Source organism: Methylocystis sp. JR02 (genome assembly GCF_030063565.1).
GTDB classification, from domain to species: Bacteria; Pseudomonadota; Alphaproteobacteria; order Rhizobiales; family Beijerinckiaceae; genus Methylocystis; species Methylocystis iwaonis.
The window spans coordinates 599421-616856 of record NZ_JASIRC010000001.1; the positions used below are offsets into that span (position 1 = coordinate 599421).

The window sequence follows — 17436 nt, forward strand, 5'->3', positions numbered from 1 at the left end:
ATGGCTAATTTGAGTGCGCCGCAGCGCGATCTCTCGCTCTCGGAAGCGCTCGATCGCCTGCTGCATCGTGGCGTCTCGGCGCAAGGCAATCTAACCATTGGTCTTGCCGACGTGGACCTCATCTTTCTCGACGTGAGACTCTTGCTCGGGGCCGTCGACACGATTTGGCCGGACGGCGCTCCGGCGCAATCGATCATCGAACCAAAATTGCCTCCCGCGTCCGCGACGCCGTCCGGCGCACTCACCGAATCTCACGCGCCGCGGAGCGCGTCTCCCGCCGATCCAATTCAATTGCCGCAAGACGATCGTTTCGCGAGCGCAATCGAGCGAAAGCCGGAGGGCTCCGGCCGCTCGACCGCCGATGGTCTTCTGCGCCTCGTGCTCACGCTCGTGCGAGTTCTTCATGATGTCCTCGAACGCCAGGCGGTGCGGCGGATGGAAGGGGGACGCCTGTCGGATGCGCAGATCGAGCGACTGGGCGCCGCGCTTTTCGCGCAGGCGCAGGAAATCACGCGTCTGCAACGGCAATTCGGTTTCTCGGAGAGAGAGCTTTCGCTGCAGTTTGGCGTCCCCGACAGCGCGCCGTGAAAGGACCGTTCATGTCAACGATGCATCAACCCATCACGCATTCGGTCGATAGCACCAATCTCGCGGATTTGTTGGAGCGCATTCTCGACAAAGGCGTCGTGGTCGCCGGCGATATTTCCATTAAGCTGGTCGAGGTCGAGCTCCTCACTATTCAGTTGAGGCTCGTGGTCTGCTCGGTCGACAAGGCGCGCGAACTCGGGCTCGATTGGTGGAACCACAATGGCGCCCGCCTCGGCGCGTCGGACGGCGAGGCCAAGCTCGGCGCGATCGAGCAGCGAATGGAAAGGCTGGAGGAGGCGCTGTGCGCCCTTGTCGCGGCGCCAAGCAAAGCAGGGGAGGCGCATCCATGACGCGGAAAGACCGAAACGACAACGAGGACGTCACTGGCGTCGCCGGGCTCGAGAAGATCGCGCGGGGCCTGTCGAACCTGTTCAATGTGCTGGCCGACTTCGACAATCTTCCGCGACGGGGACGCCATGAAAAGGATGGCCGCGTGATGGAATATTCCTTCGGCGCGCGCACGCTTCGCGAGGCGGCCGAAGGGCGCGTGGCGGCGGAGGAAGAGGCGCCGGCGCCGGAACAACCGCGGCGCCGCGCCGCGAAACGAACGACTGTCGAGATGCTCGAACCGGTGACGGATATGTTCGACGAAGGAAACGAGCTGGTGTTCCTTTTCGAGGTTCCAGGCGTCGAGCGCGAGGATATTCGCTGCATTCTCGACGGCGACATTCTGCTTCTCGAAGCGAAATCGGGCGTGCGGCTCTATCGCAAGGAAACCTTCATCGAGGAAAAGCTTGCGGGGAACGCTCCGCAACTCAATCTGCGGAATGGCGTTCTCGAAGTGCGGCTCGCCAAGCAATCCTAGCGTTGCGTGGTCAGGGGAGCGCGTTGTGTCATGGCGCGATTGATCTACGTGCCTGTCCTTCACAGCATGGCTGAGATGGGCGCCGCCGCGCCCGCATATAAGGCCGCATTCATCGCCCGCCATGGCGCCGCCAAATGGGCGGAGCGCTGTGCGGCCTTCGATGCGATTTGGCGCTCCATCGCAGAGGCGATCAAGGCGTTGCGCCTCGATCTCCCGCGCGTCAAGCTCTACCAGGACAGCCTGCCGGTTTGCGATAAAGAGCGTGAATTGGTGACGGACCTTGCGGCGCAGGGAAGTCCCAACCATCAACTTCTCGAAAGCCTCATGCGGGGCGGCGCGACTCTCATGGGCACGGAATCGCCGGCGCTGCTGGTCGATGAATATAAGCTCGTGCAATCGCCGGATCGGACGGACGCAAAGGCTTCGGCGCTTCTCGACGCCCGCGACCGCTTTATCGCCGAACGCATCGATCAGACGCTCGGCGAGGCGGAGGTCGGAGTCCTTTTCATCGGCGCGCTGCATCGGGTCGCCCGATTTCTGCCAGCGCGCATCAAAGTCGACTATGTGGCGATCCGAAGCGATTTGCCGCACGGCCAGGAACAACCCGGAATGTGAGGCGAGCGTCCCATGATCGAGAAAGCCAAGCAAGGCGACGGAATCCTGCGTCTCACCGTGGTCGAGGCGCGGCGTGAAGATGTTGGACGCGGCGTGGCGCGGCTCGATCCCGAGACATTGCGTCAGATTGGCGCCGCTCCCGGAGAAGTTCTCGAAATTGCGGGCCGGGGAAAGACCGTCGCCAAGGCGATGCCGACCTTCAAGGAACAGAGAGGGCAGCATCTTATTCAGCTCGACGGCGTGTGCCGCACCAACGCCGGCGTGGCGCTGGGCCAAATGGTCACGATCCGGAAAGTTGCTCATGCGATCGCGCAAAAGCTCGTGGTGACTCCGCTCGGCGCCGGGGCTTTGCACGAAGACGAAATCGAACATACCGCGCGCCGGCTGGATGGTCTCGCCATCCGCACCGGCGACCGTGTGCGGATCGCGCTTTTCGGCGGAACGCATCGTGATTTCCTCGTCGGCCGAACGGAGCCGGATGGGCCCGTCATCGTTCACCCGGATACGTTGCTGTCGCTGGAGCGCCCGCGGTCGACGTCCTCTTCTTCCGCCGCGCCCTCGGAGTCCGACGACATCATCACTTACGACGATTTGGGCGGCATGGAGCGCGAGGTCGCTAAGATCCGCGAGATGGTGGAGCTGCCGCTGCTTCATCCAGAACTCTTCGAGCGGCTCGGCATAACGCCGCCGAAAGGCGTTTTGCTGCATGGCCTTCCCGGTTGCGGCAAGACGCTTCTGGGGCGCGCGGTCGCAAACGAGTCGGATGCGGATTTCATTTACGTCAGCGGCCCCGAGATCATTCAAAAGTTCTACGGGGAGAGCGAGGCGCGGCTGCGCAAGATTTTCGAGGATGCGCAGAAGCGCGCGCCCTGCATCATTTTCTTCGATGAAATCGATTCCCTCGCTCCTAAGCGCGAGCGGGTCGAAGGCGAAGTGGAAAAGCGCGTCGTCGCCCAATTGCTCGCGCTCATGGATGGGTTGAAGAGCCGTGGCGACGTTATCGTCATGGCGGCGACGAACCGTCCCAACAGCCTCGATCCCGCATTGCGCCGCCCCGGCAGGTTCGACAGGGAGATCGCCATCGGCATTCCCAATGAGCAGGCGCGGCGCGAAATCCTCGAGATTTACGCGCGGGGCATGCCGCTTGGGATCGACATCGATCTTGCCGATCTCGCAGCGACGACGCATGGATTCACTGGCGCCGATCTGAATGCGCTTTGCCGGGAGGCGGCCATGGCGGCGCTGCGTCGCCAGCTTCCCGCATTGACGCTGGGGGATAGCCCTATGGCCTATGACGCGCTGATGACGCTGGAGGTTATTATGGCGGATTTCGCCGAAGCGATGAGCGAGGTGTCGCCGTCCGGCTTGCGCGAAGTGGCGGTGGAGACGCCCAATGTCGAATGGCAGGATGTCGGCGGACTCGATTCGATCAAGGAAGCGTTGAAGGAAGCGATCGCCTGGCCGGTGAGCCAGCCGCAGCTCTTCGAGGCGATCGGCTTGCAGCCGCCGCGCGGGATATTGCTCTATGGCCCGCCCGGAAACGGAAAGACGCTGATTGCGAAAGCGCTCGCCTCTCAGAGCAATCTGAATTTCATTTCGGTGAAGGGCCCGGAACTCTTGTCGAAATATATCGGCGAGTCAGAATTGGCCGTCCGCGAGCTTTTTGCGCGCGCGCGTCATGCGGCGCCTTGCGTGGTGTTTCTGGATGAAATCGACTCCCTCGCGCCCAAACGCGGCCTGGACGGCCGGTCGCCGGTAACGGACCGCGTCGTGAGCCAGTTGCTCACCGAGCTGGACGGCGTCGAGACGTTGAAGCAGGTTTGGGTGATCGGCGCGACGAACCGTCTCGATATTATCGACGACGCATTGCTCCGGCCGGGCAGGCTCGATTTCCACTTGGAGGTGACGCGGCCCGATCTCGCGGCGCGCGCCGCCATTCTTGCGGTGCATTTGCGCAAAAAGCCGGTCGACGAACGCGTCGATCTCGACGCGCTCGCCCAAGCGGCCGAAGGCATGTCGGCCGCCGAAGTGCGCTTTTTATGTGATCGCGCCGCAATGAGCGCCATCCGCCGCATTTACCCGACCGGCGGAACGCAAGCCGTCGACGTCGGCGCGCTGCGTATCGAGCAACGCGATTTCGACGATGCGCTCACGGCGCAAATCGCGGCCTCGAAACAAGCGGCGCTGTCCGGCGCCGCCTATTCCTGATCCGAATTAAATTCCACGGCCGCGCCTAAAAAGATTCGACGCTCGCAGCCATATCCGGGACCAGACGAACCCGGTAACGCGCGTTTTCGCACCTTATGATCCACACCGCCTCGTCTGGCCGGGACGCGGCGGCGTCGCGGGTCGCGCTTTTGGGCGCATCGCATTTATAGCCCTGCGTGCGCAAATGCGCCGCGAGGACTTGCTTGGGCGATTCCTGAGCGACGCATGGCGTTGCGAGGCCCACACATGCGCTTGCCATCAGGATCTTGGCCCAGCTTGTCATCTCACGGCTCCCTTTGTCGGCTCGTCGGATCACACTTTGCGCCATCCTAGTTCAAGCTCGAGAGGCCGGAAAGAACCAAGCGTCGCTTCGCTTCTTCGCGGGCTGCCTGGAAGCCGAATTGGCCTGAATTAGATAAGAGCTGCTTCGGTCGGCGCCGCTCTCGCGACGCCGTCAGAAATCACGCGGAGGCGACGCTGTCGGATCAGCCTACTCCCAAAGGTAGCTTCGAGCGTGAACATGAGAAGCTCGGGCGCGAGGAATTGCTGGCGCTTCTGCGCGACGTAATGGAGCAGCGCGACACGGTGCTTTCGCAATATGAGGCCATGGCGCTGCAGGTCGATGAAGCGGTGCGGGAGGTTGACGAGGCGCTGGTCGAATCCCAACACAACGCCAAAATGGCGAAGGAGACTGACGAACGCGCCGAGTGTGAAGCGGCGCGCGCCAACGAACTTTTGCGCGAACTCGACGAGGAGCGCCGCAAGAGCGCGGCGCGCGCCGAGGAAATGGCGCGTCTGCGCCATACGATCGAGTATGGGCCGTATGAGCGCCCCTGGCGCGTGCTGTCGCTTGCCGTCGTGCAGATCATCGAGGATGCGATCGCCTGGGTGAGAGCGAGAATTCCGCCCGAGAGCGCGTTTCTGCCTTGGTTCGACAAAGTGGTCGCGCTGGCGAAAGCCGGGGGACGCTTCGGGCTGAAAAGCGCTGTTACATTTTTAAGATGGGCGCAACCCCACGCCGTCGCTTCATGGGGTTGGCTAAAAAGGGAAGCTGCGCGGCGAATGAGCAAGCGTTAGCTTGCGGTTGGCGTCCGTCATCGCGAGCGGGGCGAAGCAATCCAGAGCGCCATCGCGGCTCTGGATTGCTTCGTCGCTTCGCTCCTCGCAATGACGGCGCAGTCGCCGAGTCTCGTCTATGGAAGGCCTATCGATCGATCTCCCCGAACACAATATCCAGCGAGCCGACGATGGCCGAGACGTCGGCCAGCATATGGCCGGCCGCAAGGCGGTCCATGGCTTCGAGGTTGGCGAAGGAAGGGGCTCGTATCTTACATCTGTAGGGCTGGTTGCCGCCTTCCGAGACAAGATAGACGCCGAATTCGCCTTTGGGCGCTTCGACTGCGGCGTAAACCTCGCCGGCTGGAACGTGAATGCCTTCGGAATAGAGCTTGAACTGCCCGATCGTCGCTTCCATCGATCGTTTCATGGCGTTGCGCCTGGGCGGCGCGATCTTGCCGTCCTGGACGATGATGGGGCCATAGCCCTCCGGCGATTGCAATCTTTCGATACATTGCGTCATGATGCGCACGGACTGGCGCATCTCTTCCATCCGCACGCCGTAGCGATCATAGCAATCGCCGTTAGCGCCGACGGGGATGTCGAATTCGAGCTCCTCGTAGCATTCATAGGGCTGAGCCTTGCGAAGATCCCAGGGCGCGCCGCATGCGCGGACCATCACGCCGGAGAAGCCGCACGCCCAGGCTTCGTCGAGCGTGATCGCGCCAATGCCGACATTTCGCTCTTTGAAAACCCGGTTCTCACCCAGAATTTCATCGAGGTCGTCGCAAACCTGCAGGAACGGCGGGCAGAATGCGTAGATGTCGTCCAAAAGCTTTTCGGGCAAATCCTCGTGAACGCCGCCGAAGCGGAAATAATTCGCATGCATCCGCGCGCCGGAGGCCCGCTCATAGAAAACCATGAGCTTCTCGCGTTCCTCGAAGCCCCAGAGATTGGGCGTCAGTGCGCCGACATCCGAGGCTTGCGTGGTGATGTTCAGGAGATGCGACAGCAGCCTGCCGATCTCGCAGTACAGGACGCGAATGAGCTGCGCGCGTTTGGGCGGCGTTATCTCCAATAGCTTTTCGACCGCCAAACAAAACGCGTGCTCCTGGTTCATCGGCGCGACGTAATCCAATCGGTCGAAATAGGGAATGGATTGCAAATAGGGCCGGCTCTCCATGAGCTTTTCCGTGCCGCGATGCAAAAAGCCGATATGGGGATCCGCCCGTAGAACGACCTCCCCGTCGAGCTCCAGGATCAGCCGAAGCACGCCATGCGCGGCCGGATGCACCGGCCCGAAGTTGAGCATGAAGCTTCTCAGCGGCTCGGCGTTTGCGTGAGAGGGCTGTAGCGGCATCGGTCTCGCCGGGTTGGTCTCGCTCGGCTGCGAGATAGCGCGCATTCCGCAAAAGTTGATAGGCTTCATCGCGCTTGTTCGTTGGCTTCCGTCTTCTAGGTCACTGTTGCCGCCAAAATCCATGAGGGTCGTCGTGGCCTATGTCGTTGTCCATGGAGCCGACCGAGCTCGCGATCTACCCGCAAGCGCCAGCGAATGCCTCGAGCTGGTCAAGACCCTGCAGGCGCGCGCCGAAGCGCCGATCGAGATCACGGACGATCGTGGCGCCCCGCTGGGGCTTCGCGATTTGGAAGCGCTTCACAAAACGGAAGTGGAGAACGGCCCTCTCATTCGCCGCGCGCCGGCCGCGGAGACGCGCGAAGGAGCGAGACAGTCTCTGGGCGAGAACAAGGGGCGGCTTGCGGCCGGCTTGCTGATGGCGAGCGCCATGGTCGCTGTCATCGCTGTGATAGCGATCCGTAATTGGGCGCCCGGCGAGAGCGGGACCGAAACAGCGGGAGGGGAAGCGTCGCATGGCGGCGCCGTGACGGGCCCCGTGGAGGCCCCAAAGCCAGAGCCCGAAACAGGCGGCGGGCCCTCGGCACAGGCCGCGAAGGAACAACCGGCTGGCTCCCACGGCGGGGAGCCGATGGGCTCGGGCGAAGGCGCGCCGAGCAGCTATACTGTCGTCGCCAACGACACTTTGCGCGGGGTCGCGAAGAAGCTCTTCCATGACGCCGGGCGCTGGCGGGACATTGCGCAGGCAAATCCCGACATCGATCCCAATCGGTTACGCCCCGGGCAGGTCATCGCGCTGCCAAAGGCGCCCAGGCTGGCGGGACACAAATAATCCGATAGCGGCCGGCGTATTCTGATTTGTTTGCGAACGACTAACCACGAATGACGCTTTAAATTAACAATTAAATATGCGCGCGCTAACATGTTGCAGTATAAAGCTTCTCAATTGGAGCAGTGGCGCGGGCCGCTGGAACGCATTCCGCAAAAGTCGATAGACTTTTGCGATATGAGTGCGCTCCAGCTTTTTGAATCTGCGCGCTTTCCTCATCGCGGGCACGATTCCTGCGAGCGGAGAGCGGGCTAAGGTTCGGCCAAACCTTGTCATGCAGACGAGGCGGAAACGTCGCGTGATGTAGCGCGAATCCAGGAAGAACAGCGATGGAGGCGCTCGCGTGGCCGGCGGCTGCAGGCGCGTGCATCGGCAAGGTTGGCGAGAGTCTGATGAGCATTCTGCTACCGACGCTTTTTGCCTTCAACACCTTCATCTATGCGCTCCTGGGCGCGTTCATGTATTTCATCTGGCGCGAGGATAGAGCGGGAGAGTTCCGCTTCTGGTCCCTGGCGTTTTTCCTCAACAGCGGCGCGTTGCTGGTGTATGCGGCGAGCGATCTCGCCGCGATCCCTCCCGTCCTCGCGGGCGCCCTCAATCTCTGGGGGGTGGGCGCGCTTTGGGCGGGGATCCGGGTTTTTGTCGAAAAACCATTCAGCAGAGTCACGGCGATAGCCGGCGGCGCCATCTGGATCCTGGCTTTTTCCGACGTCTCGCTTCTCATTCGCATCGACGGGCGCGTGACGATCGCCGCGGCCTATGCGTTTTCGATCGCCTATGAGCTCTACTCTTACAACAAGGAGCGTCTGACCATCGCGCGCGCGACGGCGGCGCTTTCGGCGTTCCATGGCTGCTTCATGGCGCTCATGGGGATCTACGCCCAGTTCGTGACTGTCGATATGCCAATGAAGTCGGTTTACGATTCGCCAATCGCGAAATTCATGGCCGCCGAAGGCATGAGCCACGGGATCGTGCTTGGTTTCATGCTGCTCGCGCTTTCGAAGGTGCGGGCCACGGCGCGGCAGAAGATTGCGGCGCTGACCGATCCGCTGACGGGCTTGGGGAATCGGCGCGCCTTCGATCTTGCTGCGGAACGCGCCATCGAGAAATCGCGTGGAACTGAGACTCTGGTTCTGCTCGTCTTCGATCTCGACCGCTTCAAGATGATCAACGACCGTTTCGGACACGCCGAGGGCGATCGGGTGCTGAGGCGCTTCGCCGATGTTGCCGCGCGTAACACAAAAGCGGCGGGCGGCGTGCTGGCTCGGGTCGGCGGAGAAGAATTCGCCGCCTTGCTGATCTGCGAACCATCGACAGGCTTATCGACCGCAGAACGGATTCGGTGCGATTTCGCCGAGGAAGCGGCCACCCTTGCGGATGGATTCGCAACGGTCAGCGCGGGCGTTGCGGCGATGCAGGATCGGACCGCCGGTTTGGCGGCGTTGATGCGCGCGGCGGATGAAGCGCTTTACATGGCGAAGGCCGCAGGCAGGAACCGGGTTTTTCTGTCTCCAGACGCCGCCCGCGTTGCGTCGCGAGCGACAAGAAACCGGTTCGACGACTTCTTACCGCCGTTGACGGCGGCCTGAGCGGGCGGACGCCCGGCGCCTCGCCTGTGAAAGGCGGAATTGGAGGTTGGCGGAAGAGGTGGGATTCGAACCCACGGTGGAGTTGCCCCCACGGCGGTTTTCAAGACCGCTGCCTTAAACCACTCGGCCACCCTTCCCCGGCGCGTGATATAGCACGGCGGCGCCGTTGCGCGAGAGGGCAAAGGAAGAGATCGACTGTGCCGCTGCATTTTGCCTATGGCTCCAATATGGACGCCGCCGCCATGGCGCGGCGTTGTCCGCGTTCGCGGCTTCTCGGGCGGGCGCGGCTCGCGCGCTGGCGTTTCGTGATTCTGCCCTCGGGCTTCGCCAGCGTCGTTCCCGATGCGCGCGCCGCCGTCCATGGCGCGCTGTGGGACGTTCCGGCCTCAGACGTTGCGGCGCTCGACCGCTACGAGCAGGTGGGGCAGGGGCTCTACGCCAAGAAAATCATACCCGTCCTGCGCGAGCCCTTCGGCGCGTCCCCGGCGCTCGTCTATATTGGCGCCGCCCCGCCGCCGGGCGCGGCCGGCGCGTCGGCCTGGCCGGGCTATCTTGCCGACATTATCGCGGCGGCGCAGGCGCTGGAGCTGCCCGCCGCGCATGTCGCCTATCTGGCTTATCTCGCGGCGGAGCAGAAGAAAGGCCGCTGAAACGCCGCCGCGCTTTCACCACTGGCGCAGGCAGGCGCATGGAACAAGGCCGGCCTCGGGCCAGTCTTCGAGAAACTGGCGCAGAACCAGCAAGAGGTCGGCCGCCTGCGCCGACGCCCCCAAATCGGTCGCCGCGCAGAAATCAGCAACGATCATGTCGCGCACGGCGTCGGGCCCACGCCAGAGGTTGAGCAGATAAGACGAGAGCAGCACGCGGCTCCTGGCGGATGGCGCGGCCGCAAGGATCGTCTCGCCGGCGTGCGGGCGTGTCGCGATCGTAATCTCTTGAACATTCAGCATCTTGCAATCCTTGCCCAACCAGCTCTGCGACAGATTGCCGCACTTAGGGGCCAGCTTTCAATTGCGTAAATTTACTTATTCTTTGGATAACTCATCGGAGCCTGTTGACTCCGTGAGGACAAATCATCTCGCGGCGCGCTGCGCGTCAAACCGATATATCGAGGGCGAGGCCCCGGCTATGCTGCTTTCGTATTCGGCAAAGTGGCTATCCGCGGCTCTGGCGGCTTTCGGCGGACAAAGCCGGCATAGGCGCAGCGGGTGATGACGGCTTGCATGATCGAAGAGGCGTCAGGACGGAAGATCGCCTCCTCCTCTTCTTCGTTCACCGTGAAAATCTCATACGTCGTGTTTTCTTTCCGACCGAAACAGGCGAACTGGTAGCGCCACCCTCGCCGTCCCCGACTTTCATCGAAGAGCCGCGCGGCGACGACGGCGAGTTGCTCGAGGGCAATTTCACGAAAAGCGCAATCGGCCCATTCGGCCGAATCTTTGGCAAAATCCGCCGTGTCTCCAAGGACTCTGTCGGAGGCCCACTCGACGAGGACAAGACGCATCGCGGTCACGCGGGTAAATTGCGGCTTATCGCCGCTACCGCCAGATGCTGGCGCCGCTCATGGTGACGCTCAATTAGGGAAACTACGTAGAAAGCGCCCGCGCGCCCGCCGCGCTTGCTGCAGGCGGCTCGAACGCCCAGTCGCGCCCTGCTTTTTTGCGTCCAGCAAAAACAAAAAGAGCCGCCGTTGCGACGGCGGCCCTCGATCTTGTTCGGGGTCAGCGCCTCAGGCCGGCTTGAGCTGATCGGCCGACGACTTGCCCGAGCGGCGGTCCGCCACGATCTCATAGCTGATCTTCTGGCCTTCGCGGAGGTCGTTCATGCCCGCGCGTTCGACGGCGCTGATGTGGACGAAAACGTCCGGCCCGCCCTCGTCAGGCTGAATAAAGCCAAAGCCCTTTTGGGCGTTAAACCACTTTACGGTTCCAGTTGCCATTCTTCTCTCCAAGCACGGAGAAAGGCCCGCATGCGCGGGGCCGGGTCGATCGATGTCTGGAGGGTGATCATCAGCAGTTCCCGGAGGAACAGGGCCGAGTCGTCAGGCCGTTCGTTATCGATGGGTGGATGATAACGTCTCGCGAACGAATAAACAATCGTAGCCGATCCGCCGCCTGCGCGGACAGATGGGATTTCGATCCCGCTCCTCGGGCGAGGCCTAAAAGTCTAGTCGATGATCCCGAAAAGGTCGGCCGCCGTAATCGTGACGGTGCCATTCGCCGCCACTCTCCCGTGCGAATGTCGGGCGCTGGCAATATCCTGGAACCCTTGCTTGTCTTTATCGAACTGCGAGCGCAGCTCGGCAAGGCCGCGCGCCATGCCGTCATCGAGCGCGTCGTCGGCGACGAACACCCGCACATTCTCATGTGTTCCGGTGATGCGCATGGAGAACGAAAACCCCTGCGCCTCGCGCAAGGTTTCCGTGTCGAGCCGTTCGAGGGACATCTCGGCCCTCCAGTCTGAGCAGAGCGGGTCGGTCTTTGGCGGTCACGTTCACTTTTCGCGGGCTTTTTCCGCGACTGCCTTGTCTATGAGCGCCTTGATCTCGGGACGCAGCGTCTTGGTCCCTTTCACGAAGAGGCCTGGCAGCATGCCAGACTGAACCATTTTGGCTCTCAACTGGCGTCTGGCTTTCGCGAGACGCGTGGCCTCATCTTCGTATGGTCGCTTGGGCATTCCCGCCATATAGGGCGCTGTGCACCTGCGAATACCCTCCAGCGCTCTCTTTGTCCCGAGTTGTTTAGCGCTCGCTAAAAGGGGCGGCCCGGAAGTGTCGCCAAGGGGCGCACGATTTTGCGTCAAGTCGTCTGAAAACCAAGAAATACAGGAGCCTGCGCACGCGCTTTGGCGTGTATTGACATGCTCTGGCAAGCTCCATCTTATGCCGGCGGAACAAACGAAAGGCCTGCGCGGATGAGCTATGAGGTTCCTGTCGTCCATACTGTCGAGGACATGCGCGCCTTCGTGCGCGCGCGCCGTGCGGCGGGCGAGCGCATTGGCCTCGTGCCGACCATGGGCGCGCTGCACGCCGGCCACCTCTCGCTCGTCGAGGAGGCGCGCCGCCACGCGGATCGCGTCATCACGACAATCTTCGTCAATCCCACGCAGTTTGGCCCCACTGAGGATTTCTCGCGTTACCCGCGCACGCTGGCGGCCGATTGCGAGAAGCTCGCAAGCGTCTCCGCCGATCTCGTCTTCGCGCCGGCGGTCGAAGAGATGTATCCGGAAGGCTTTTGCACGACGGTGACGCTCGAAGGCCCGGCCAAGGCCGACCTCGAGGACCGTTTCCGCCCCACCCATTTCGCCGGCGTCGCCACGGTCGTCGCCAAGCTGCTCAATCAGGCGCAGGCGGATGTCGCGGTTTTCGGCGAGAAGGATTATCAGCAGCTTCTCGTCATTCGCCATTTGGCGCGCGATCTCGACATTGGGACGGGCATCCTGGCGGGGCCGACGCTGCGCGATCCCGACGGGCTCGCGATGTCGTCGCGCAACATCTATCTCTCGGCGGAGGATCGCGCCCGCGCGCCGCGGCTCTATCGCGCCCTCTCCGAGGCGGCGCGCCGCATTGGAGAGGGCGAGGTCGTCGGGCATGTGATGGGCGAGGCCCACGAGGCGATCGTGGGCGCGGGCTTCGATATCGACTATGTCGAGGCGCGCCACGCCGATACGCTTGCGCGCGTTGCGCGCCGCCTCGACGGGCCGATGCGCATCCTCGCCGCCGCGCGGCTCGGCGCCACCCGGCTCATCGACAATGTCGCGGTTCCGAACACATGAGCCGCCGCGTCGTCCGTTTCTTCGTGACCGGCCGCGTGCAGGGCGCCGGCTTCCGCGCCTTTCTCATTCGGCAGGCCAATGCGCTTGGGCTCGTCGGCTGGGCGCGCAATTGCCGGGATGGTTCAGTGGAGGCTCTCGCCGCAGGGCCGGAGGAGAAAGTCGCGGCCTTGATGGCAGCGGCCCGGCGCGGCCCCCTTCTCGCGCGGGTCGAGAGCTTGCGCGAGGCGGAGGCGGACTTCGCAGAGCTTGGCGACGCCACGGCCTTCACAGTGGGCGAGACCGTTTAGACAAGACCGCTTCCGGTTGAATAGCTCGCATGGGGGACGTGTCATTCCCGGCGGGCTGAAAGCCCGACCGGGAATCCAGAGCCACAAAAGCGCTGGTTTGGCTCTGGATTCCCGATCGCTCGCTTTGCGAGCGTCGGGAATGACGCCGAACCAGTCAAGCAGATCTCGTATGAGAGCAGAGTCAGCCGAAGATCGCCTCGAAATGGCGCCGCAGCGCCGCGTCGACGTCCGCCATCGTGGCGGGCGCGTCCAAGTCTTTCAGGCTCGTAACGCCCAGATGCCGCTCCCGCACGCCGCAGGGCGCGATGCCCGAGAAGTGCGATAGGTCGGGCGCGACATTGAGTGCGACGCCATGAAAGCTCACCCATTGGCGCAGACGCACGCCGATGGCGGCGATCTTGTCTTCCGCCATTTCGCCGTTCGGGCCGGGCGCTTTGTCGGGCCGTTGCACCCAGACGCCGACGCGCGCCTCCCGGCGTTCGCCGGCGACGCCAAAATCCGCGAGCGTGGCGATAAGCCAGGATTCCAGCGCACAGACATAGGCGCGGATGTCACGGCGCCTTTGCGTAAGGTCGAGCATTACATAGGCGATCCGCTGGCCGGGGCCGTGATAGGTGAATTGCCCGCCGCGTCCCGTGCGGTGGACGGGGAAGCGCGCGTCGAGAAGGTCGCCGTCCTTGGCCGAGGTTCCGGCCGTGTAGATCGGCGGATGCTCCAGTAGCCAGACGCATTCCGGCGCTGCGCCGTGCGCGATCACCGCCACGCGGTCTTCCATAAAGGCGAGCGCCTCCTCATAGCCGACGAGCCCCTCGCTGACGCGCCATTCAACCGGCGGCGCGCCGGCGTGCGGCGAGAGCGCGGGCGCGATCGAGCCGCGGGGAGGGCAGGAGGAAGCCGTCATGGCGCCTCGCCATTCGACGCCGGCGCGCGGCCTTGCGCGCGCTTGATGTCGTCGATTTCATCGAGCATGGCGAGAAAAGCGCGGACGGCCTTTTTCTCCTTCTTCGACAAGTCATTCTCGTCGAGCTTTTCGACGAGCACGCGTAGCGCGTCGCCAACGCGCCCGAGTTGTTTGCCATAGCTGCCCACGTCTTTCAGCACCTGTTGCTCGACCTGCGGCGCGCTGGATTGGCCAAGATCTATATTCATGAAGGAGAAATTGCTGCCGACAATCCCGAAGGGATTCAAAAAGGGAGCGACGTTGACAGGCACGTCGCCCGAGAGGGGAAGCTTGAAAACCGCCATGACAACCTCCGATAACAAAAGCAATGACTCTCTTTTACAGCATTTTTGAATCCAGATTATGCACGCAAGCACGACAGGGAGATGCGGCGAAAGCGTCAGATTGTAGGCGTCTCATACTTTCCGTTTAAACAGCACGCGTCGAGCCCTTGTCATTCCCGGCGGGCCGAAGGCCCGATCAGAAATCCAGCCCCCACCGTCATTGCGAGGAGCGAAGCGACGAAGCAATCCAGGGCCGAGGCGGCGCTCTGGATTGCTTCGCTTCGCTCGCAATGACGGCGCTGGTCTGCTCTGGATTCCCGATCGTTCGCTCGCGAGCGTGGGAATGACAACGAACTTGAATCTCGTCTCAGCGCCCGTAACGTCCCATCAGCCGCGCTTCCGCGAGAACGCGCCCATGCGTCGCCTCCTCGACCTGCTTACAGCTCGGGCGCGGGCCGAGCGGCAGTTTGGGGCAGTCCAGCGCAAACAGACGAAAACGGTAGCGATGCAGCCCGTGGCCATGCGGCGGGCAGGGGCCATTGTAGCCAAGCTCCCGAAAATCATTCTGGCCGTGGCGAAGAATGTCAGAGGTCGTAGGCCGCCCGGAGTCTTCCTCGAGAGCAGCGAAATCCTTGGGAATGTCGTAGCAGGCCCAATGCGCGAACACGCCGCTCGGCGCATCGAGATCGTCGACAATCAGAGCGAAGCTTTGCGTCTCGCCGGGGGCCTCCGCCCAAGCGAGCGGCGGTGAGCGGTCGTCCCCGTCGCAGGTGAAGTCGCGCGGAATATTGCCGCCGTCCTGTAACGCCGTCGAGGTCAGCCGCATGATCGCCTCCGTCTGTTGGTCCGGCTAGGGATTTATTTAGCGGCCGGGCGGCGGCGGTCGCGCGCCTAGCCGACGATCGCGTGTGGAACGAAGCGCGAGCGGTTCGAGGTGAGGGGCGTCGCGTCCTCGCGCAGCCCCATGCCGGCCGGTTCGCCGCCAACCACCCAGGAGCCGACGACCGGATAGCGCCCATCGAAACAGGGCAGCATATGCAACGCCTGCCGCACATGGCCCTCGGCGCCGTAATCGCCGGGCGCGCTGGCGATGGCGGCGCCGTCGTTCACCAGCAGCACATTGGCGCCTTCGCGCGAGTAGATCGGCTTTTTGGCGTAGCTCTGGCCGAGCGCCGCCGCGCGGGGATCGTCGGCGAAATAGCATTCGAGCAAATTTGGATGTCCCGGCGCCATCTCCCACAACAGCGCCAACATGCCCTTGTTGGAGAGCAGCGCCTTCCATGGCGGCTCGACGAAGCGCGTGGCGCGCATGGCCGGCGCATGGGAAAACGTATCCGCGAACATCCACTCCCAAGGATAGAGCTTGAACAGCGTCTCGATCTTGCGCCCGTCGCGGTCGCAGAAATGCGCGCCGTCGAGGCCGACGTCGTGCATGTCGAGCAGCGCGGCGCCGCATCCCGCTTGCACCGCACAATCTGCGAGATAGGCCGCGGTGCCGAAATCCTCGACGCTGTCGCTCATCGCGCCGAAATGCACGAGACGCTCGGGCGCGATCTCTGCCCAGCGCGCGATCAGCCTGTCGTGCAGCGAGTTGAACTGATCGGCGTGCTGCGGCAGCTCGCCGCTCGCTGTGAGCTGCTCCAGCCAATGCCATTGCACGACGCCTGTTTCGAACAGGCTCGTCGGGGTGTCGGCGTTATATTCGAGGAGCTTCGCCGGGCCCTTGCCGTCGTAAGCAAGGTCGAAGCGGCCATAAAGCGAAGGGTCGCGCCGCTTCCAGCTCTCGGCGATAAGCTCGCGCGCATGTTTCGCCACATGCAGGCGATTCATCGTCTCTTCGCTTTCCGCGATGCGGCCGACGAGCTCCAGACAGAGCGCGTCGAGCTCGCGCGTTGCGGCCTCGATGTCGTCTTCGATCTCGCGAAGGGTGAAGATATAGCGCGCGCTTTCCTCCCAATAAGGCTCGCCGTCCATATGGGCGTAGGCGAAGCCGATGTTTTTGAAATGCGCTTCGACGCCGTGGCGGGGTCGTGAGATTTCTCGTTTCATCAGCCGCCGCCGCTGCCAGAGTGTCCGAAGCCGCCGAAGGAGACGCCATGGGTCGAGGCGCTGGAGCCCGACGACCAATGCCAGCCCCTGGAGCTGTGTGAGGTCGAGCCGTTGCTATGCCTGCAGATCTGCTGGTCGGGATTTTTCGGGTCCGGCTCGCAGTGCGGGCTTTCGATCCATTCGTAGAGCCCGTAGCCGCCGAGCGAGACCGCGCCCATTACTGCGAGGGACACGGCGAGCGAACGCTTCCGTTGGGGAAGGATCGGGTTCGGTCGTTCCTTCGACGTTTTGGGTTTCTGCAGAACGACGGGCGGCGCGCGCCTGCCGAATTCCTTGGGCGTCCCGTCGGCCATGGCGTTACGGGCTCATGCAGGCGGCGCTGAGCAGGCCGGCCGCGATGGAGACCGCGGCGACCCAGATGGCCGCCGAGAGCACATTCTCCTGGATCGCCTGCGACAGCCCCGGATGCGCAAGCCGTGCAAGCCCATAGGCGATGATCTGCGTGACGAGCGCGACAACGCCCCAGACGGCGAATTCGGCGATGGAGCCTGTATGGTGGATCGCCGCCGCAAGCGAGATCGCAAATCCCACAAGGCTGCCGCCGAAGGCGATTGCCGCGGAGGCGCTCTGCGTCGCGACAATGAGCGCGAATTCGTCGTGCCGCGTCACCCGCGTATAAACGAGACAGAAAATGGCGCAGAAGCCTGCTGCGCCCGTGAAATAAACAGCGAACGCCAAAAGGCCGGAGAAAAAGTCTGGCACGAGCCGAATCTCTCTTGGTTCGAGTTGGGCGCGACAGTAACAAGCTCCGCAAAAAAGTCCTGTGCGCGCCCGCACATCGCGCTCGATTGTAATCGAGGACAATCACATTTCGGCGCCGTCTTCCCGCCGCTCAGCCATAATCCTTCCTTTCTTCTCGATCACTTTTTCGAGGAGCAATGATCACAAGACAATTTCCCAGCGCCGGTTCACCCTCGCTCGCCGCGACGCGCGCG

General features: G+C 63.0%; 23 protein-coding genes and 1 tRNA gene. 11 read left to right on the forward strand and 13 right to left on the reverse strand.

Going from position 1 to position 17436, the window contains the following annotated elements; translation table 11 throughout:
* The 5 genes from gvpJ to QNA11_RS02700 are packed head-to-tail and all read left to right on the forward strand — an operon-like array spanning nt 1 to nt 4276.
* Nucleotides 1–588 carry a gas vesicle protein GvpJ gene (gene gvpJ, locus QNA11_RS02680; RefSeq protein WP_283481872.1) on the forward strand — a complete coding sequence of 196 codons (588 nt, stop codon included), beginning with the start codon at nt 1–3 and terminating at the stop codon, nt 586–588.
* A gap of 11 nt (nt 589–599) precedes the next feature.
* The gene (locus QNA11_RS02685) at nt 600–938 is read left to right on the forward strand and encodes a gas vesicle protein (RefSeq protein ID WP_202073468.1); all 339 of its coding nucleotides are present in this window, start codon (nt 600–602) and stop codon (nt 936–938) included.
* Nucleotides 935–1453, forward strand: a complete 519-nt coding sequence (locus QNA11_RS02690) for an Hsp20/alpha crystallin family protein (protein ID WP_283481873.1) — start codon at nt 935–937, stop codon at nt 1451–1453. The genes QNA11_RS02685 and QNA11_RS02690 overlap by 4 nt, the downstream gene beginning before the upstream one ends.
* 30 nt (nt 1454–1483) lie before the next feature.
* Nucleotides 1484–2068, forward strand: coding sequence for a hypothetical protein (locus QNA11_RS02695; RefSeq protein ID WP_283481874.1), 585 nt, complete (start codon nt 1484–1486; stop codon nt 2066–2068).
* Nucleotides 2069–2080: 12 nt separating this feature from the next.
* Nucleotides 2081–4276 (forward strand): CDC48 family AAA ATPase, encoded by a 2196-nt coding sequence (locus tag QNA11_RS02700; RefSeq protein ID WP_281928179.1) that lies wholly within the window; start codon nt 2081–2083, stop codon nt 4274–4276.
* Between the two features lie 25 nt (nt 4277–4301).
* Here QNA11_RS02700 and QNA11_RS02705 read toward each other — a convergent pair whose 3' ends face one another.
* Nucleotides 4302–4559, reverse strand: a complete 258-nt coding sequence (locus QNA11_RS02705; protein ID WP_283481875.1) for a hypothetical protein — start codon at nt 4557–4559, stop codon at nt 4302–4304.
* 260 nt (nt 4560–4819) lie between these two features.
* On the opposite strand from QNA11_RS02705, the gene QNA11_RS02710 reads away from it, so the two are divergent.
* The gene (locus QNA11_RS02710) at nt 4820–5353 is read left to right on the forward strand and encodes a hypothetical protein (protein ID WP_283481876.1); all 534 of its coding nucleotides are present in this window, start codon (nt 4820–4822) and stop codon (nt 5351–5353) included.
* Between the two features lie 127 nt (nt 5354–5480).
* On the opposite strand, the gene QNA11_RS02715 is transcribed toward QNA11_RS02710, so the two are convergent.
* Nucleotides 5481–6692 (reverse strand): NADH-quinone oxidoreductase subunit D, encoded by a 1212-nt coding sequence (locus tag QNA11_RS02715; protein WP_283481877.1) that lies wholly within the window; start codon nt 6690–6692, stop codon nt 5481–5483.
* 133 nt (nt 6693–6825) lie between these two features.
* Between QNA11_RS02715 and QNA11_RS02720 the strand changes: the two genes are divergently transcribed.
* A complete protein-coding gene (locus QNA11_RS02720) occupies nt 6826–7521 on the forward strand; it encodes a LysM peptidoglycan-binding domain-containing protein (protein WP_283481878.1) in 696 nt (231 codons plus the stop codon).
* 389 nt (nt 7522–7910) lie between these two features.
* Entirely contained in the window at nt 7911–9107 is a 1197-nt protein-coding gene (locus tag QNA11_RS02725) for a GGDEF domain-containing protein (RefSeq protein WP_283481879.1), read from the forward strand.
* 47 nt (nt 9108–9154) lie between these two features.
* Here QNA11_RS02725 and QNA11_RS02730 read toward each other — a convergent pair.
* Nucleotides 9155–9244 (reverse strand) — tRNA-Ser (locus QNA11_RS02730).
* Nucleotides 9245–9304: 60 nt separating this feature from the next.
* Here QNA11_RS02730 and QNA11_RS02735 point away from each other — a divergent pair.
* The gene (locus tag QNA11_RS02735) at nt 9305–9757 is read left to right on the forward strand and encodes a gamma-glutamylcyclotransferase family protein (RefSeq protein WP_283481880.1); all 453 of its coding nucleotides are present in this window, start codon (nt 9305–9307) and stop codon (nt 9755–9757) included.
* Nucleotides 9758–9772: 15 nt separating this feature from the next.
* Here the strand turns inward: QNA11_RS02735 and QNA11_RS02740 are convergent, their stop codons facing one another.
* The 4 genes from QNA11_RS02740 to QNA11_RS02755 all read right to left on the reverse strand — a co-directional run bounded on the left by QNA11_RS02740 (nt 9773) and on the right by QNA11_RS02755 (nt 11552).
* Entirely contained in the window at nt 9773–10057 is a 285-nt protein-coding gene (locus QNA11_RS02740) for a hypothetical protein (protein ID WP_283481881.1), read from the reverse strand.
* A 176-nt stretch (nt 10058–10233) separates the two neighbouring features.
* The gene (locus tag QNA11_RS02745; RefSeq protein WP_281928168.1) at nt 10234–10611 is read right to left on the reverse strand and encodes a hypothetical protein; all 378 of its coding nucleotides are present in this window, start codon (nt 10609–10611) and stop codon (nt 10234–10236) included.
* 225 nt (nt 10612–10836) lie between these two features.
* The gene (locus tag QNA11_RS02750; protein ID WP_202073445.1) at nt 10837–11046 is read right to left on the reverse strand and encodes a cold-shock protein; all 210 of its coding nucleotides are present in this window, start codon (nt 11044–11046) and stop codon (nt 10837–10839) included.
* 227 nt (nt 11047–11273) lie between these two features.
* Nucleotides 11274–11552, reverse strand: coding sequence for a hypothetical protein (locus tag QNA11_RS02755; protein ID WP_283481882.1), 279 nt, complete (start codon nt 11550–11552; stop codon nt 11274–11276).
* 468 nt (nt 11553–12020) lie between these two features.
* Here QNA11_RS02755 and panC point away from each other — a divergent pair, with 468 nt between their 5' ends.
* Both panC and QNA11_RS02765 read left to right on the forward strand, forming a co-directional pair.
* Entirely contained in the window at nt 12021–12881 is an 861-nt protein-coding gene (gene panC, locus QNA11_RS02760) for a pantoate--beta-alanine ligase (RefSeq protein ID WP_283481883.1), read from the forward strand.
* Nucleotides 12878–13168: an acylphosphatase gene (locus QNA11_RS02765; RefSeq protein ID WP_283481884.1), complete on the forward strand. Its 291-nt coding sequence runs from the start codon at nt 12878–12880 to the stop codon at nt 13166–13168. Before panC ends, QNA11_RS02765 begins: the two co-directional genes overlap by 4 nt.
* A gap of 181 nt (nt 13169–13349) precedes the next feature.
* Here the strand turns inward: QNA11_RS02765 and lipB are convergent, their stop codons facing one another.
* From lipB to QNA11_RS02795, 6 genes are all read right to left on the reverse strand, one after another.
* On the reverse strand, nt 13350–14069 hold the full coding sequence (lipB, locus tag QNA11_RS02770) for a lipoyl(octanoyl) transferase LipB (RefSeq protein ID WP_283481885.1): 720 nt from the start codon (nt 14067–14069) through the stop codon (nt 13350–13352).
* Nucleotides 14066–14413: a hypothetical protein gene (locus tag QNA11_RS02775; RefSeq protein ID WP_283481886.1), complete on the reverse strand. Its 348-nt coding sequence runs from the start codon at nt 14411–14413 to the stop codon at nt 14066–14068. The genes lipB and QNA11_RS02775 overlap by 4 nt, the downstream gene beginning before the upstream one ends.
* A gap of 346 nt (nt 14414–14759) precedes the next feature.
* A complete protein-coding gene (locus QNA11_RS02780; protein ID WP_283481887.1) occupies nt 14760–15218 on the reverse strand; it encodes a YbhB/YbcL family Raf kinase inhibitor-like protein in 459 nt (152 codons plus the stop codon).
* 65 nt (nt 15219–15283) lie between these two features.
* The gene (locus tag QNA11_RS02785) at nt 15284–16441 is read right to left on the reverse strand and encodes a glutathionylspermidine synthase family protein (RefSeq protein ID WP_283481888.1); all 1158 of its coding nucleotides are present in this window, start codon (nt 16439–16441) and stop codon (nt 15284–15286) included.
* Nucleotides 16441–16794: a hypothetical protein gene (locus tag QNA11_RS02790; protein WP_283481889.1), complete on the reverse strand. Its 354-nt coding sequence runs from the start codon at nt 16792–16794 to the stop codon at nt 16441–16443. The genes QNA11_RS02785 and QNA11_RS02790 overlap by 1 nt, the downstream gene beginning before the upstream one ends.
* Nucleotides 16795–16798: 4 nt before the next feature.
* On the reverse strand, nt 16799–17203 hold the full coding sequence (locus QNA11_RS02795) for a DUF350 domain-containing protein (RefSeq protein ID WP_283481890.1): 405 nt from the start codon (nt 17201–17203) through the stop codon (nt 16799–16801).
* Nucleotides 17204–17436 lie beyond the last annotated feature (233 nt).

Excerpts from the sequence above, each read along its gene's own strand:
- gvpJ (WP_283481872.1), top strand. The coding sequence starts at position 1 with ATGGCTAATTTGAGTGCGCCGCAGCGCGATCTCTCGCTCTCGGAAGCG.
- QNA11_RS02685 (WP_202073468.1), top strand. The coding sequence starts at position 600 with ATGTCAACGATGCATCAACCCATCACGCATTCGGTCGATAGCACCAAT.
- QNA11_RS02690 (WP_283481873.1), top strand. The coding sequence starts at position 935 with ATGACGCGGAAAGACCGAAACGACAACGAGGACGTCACTGGCGTCGCC.
- QNA11_RS02695 (WP_283481874.1), top strand. The coding sequence starts at position 1,484 with ATGGCGCGATTGATCTACGTGCCTGTCCTTCACAGCATGGCTGAGATG.
- QNA11_RS02700 (WP_281928179.1), top strand. The coding sequence starts at position 2,081 with ATGATCGAGAAAGCCAAGCAAGGCGACGGAATCCTGCGTCTCACCGTG.
- QNA11_RS02705 (WP_283481875.1), bottom strand. The coding sequence starts at position 4,559 with ATGACAAGCTGGGCCAAGATCCTGATGGCAAGCGCATGTGTGGGCCTC.
- QNA11_RS02715 (WP_283481877.1), bottom strand. The coding sequence starts at position 6,692 with ATGCCGCTACAGCCCTCTCACGCAAACGCCGAGCCGCTGAGAAGCTTC.
- QNA11_RS02725 (WP_283481879.1), top strand. The coding sequence starts at position 7,911 with ATGAGCATTCTGCTACCGACGCTTTTTGCCTTCAACACCTTCATCTAT.
- QNA11_RS02740 (WP_283481881.1), bottom strand. The coding sequence starts at position 10,057 with ATGCTGAATGTTCAAGAGATTACGATCGCGACACGCCCGCACGCCGGC.
- QNA11_RS02745 (WP_281928168.1), bottom strand. The coding sequence starts at position 10,611 with ATGCGTCTTGTCCTCGTCGAGTGGGCCTCCGACAGAGTCCTTGGAGAC.
- QNA11_RS02750 (WP_202073445.1), bottom strand. The coding sequence starts at position 11,046 with ATGGCAACTGGAACCGTAAAGTGGTTTAACGCCCAAAAGGGCTTTGGC.
- QNA11_RS02755 (WP_283481882.1), bottom strand. The coding sequence starts at position 11,552 with ATGTCCCTCGAACGGCTCGACACGGAAACCTTGCGCGAGGCGCAGGGG.
- panC (WP_283481883.1), top strand. The coding sequence starts at position 12,021 with ATGAGCTATGAGGTTCCTGTCGTCCATACTGTCGAGGACATGCGCGCC.
- QNA11_RS02765 (WP_283481884.1), top strand. The coding sequence starts at position 12,878 with ATGAGCCGCCGCGTCGTCCGTTTCTTCGTGACCGGCCGCGTGCAGGGC.
- lipB (WP_283481885.1), bottom strand. The coding sequence starts at position 14,069 with ATGACGGCTTCCTCCTGCCCTCCCCGCGGCTCGATCGCGCCCGCGCTC.
- QNA11_RS02775 (WP_283481886.1), bottom strand. The coding sequence starts at position 14,413 with ATGGCGGTTTTCAAGCTTCCCCTCTCGGGCGACGTGCCTGTCAACGTC.
- QNA11_RS02780 (WP_283481887.1), bottom strand. The coding sequence starts at position 15,218 with ATGCGGCTGACCTCGACGGCGTTACAGGACGGCGGCAATATTCCGCGC.
- QNA11_RS02785 (WP_283481888.1), bottom strand. The coding sequence starts at position 16,441 with ATGAAACGAGAAATCTCACGACCCCGCCACGGCGTCGAAGCGCATTTC.
- QNA11_RS02790 (WP_283481889.1), bottom strand. The coding sequence starts at position 16,794 with ATGGCCGACGGGACGCCCAAGGAATTCGGCAGGCGCGCGCCGCCCGTC.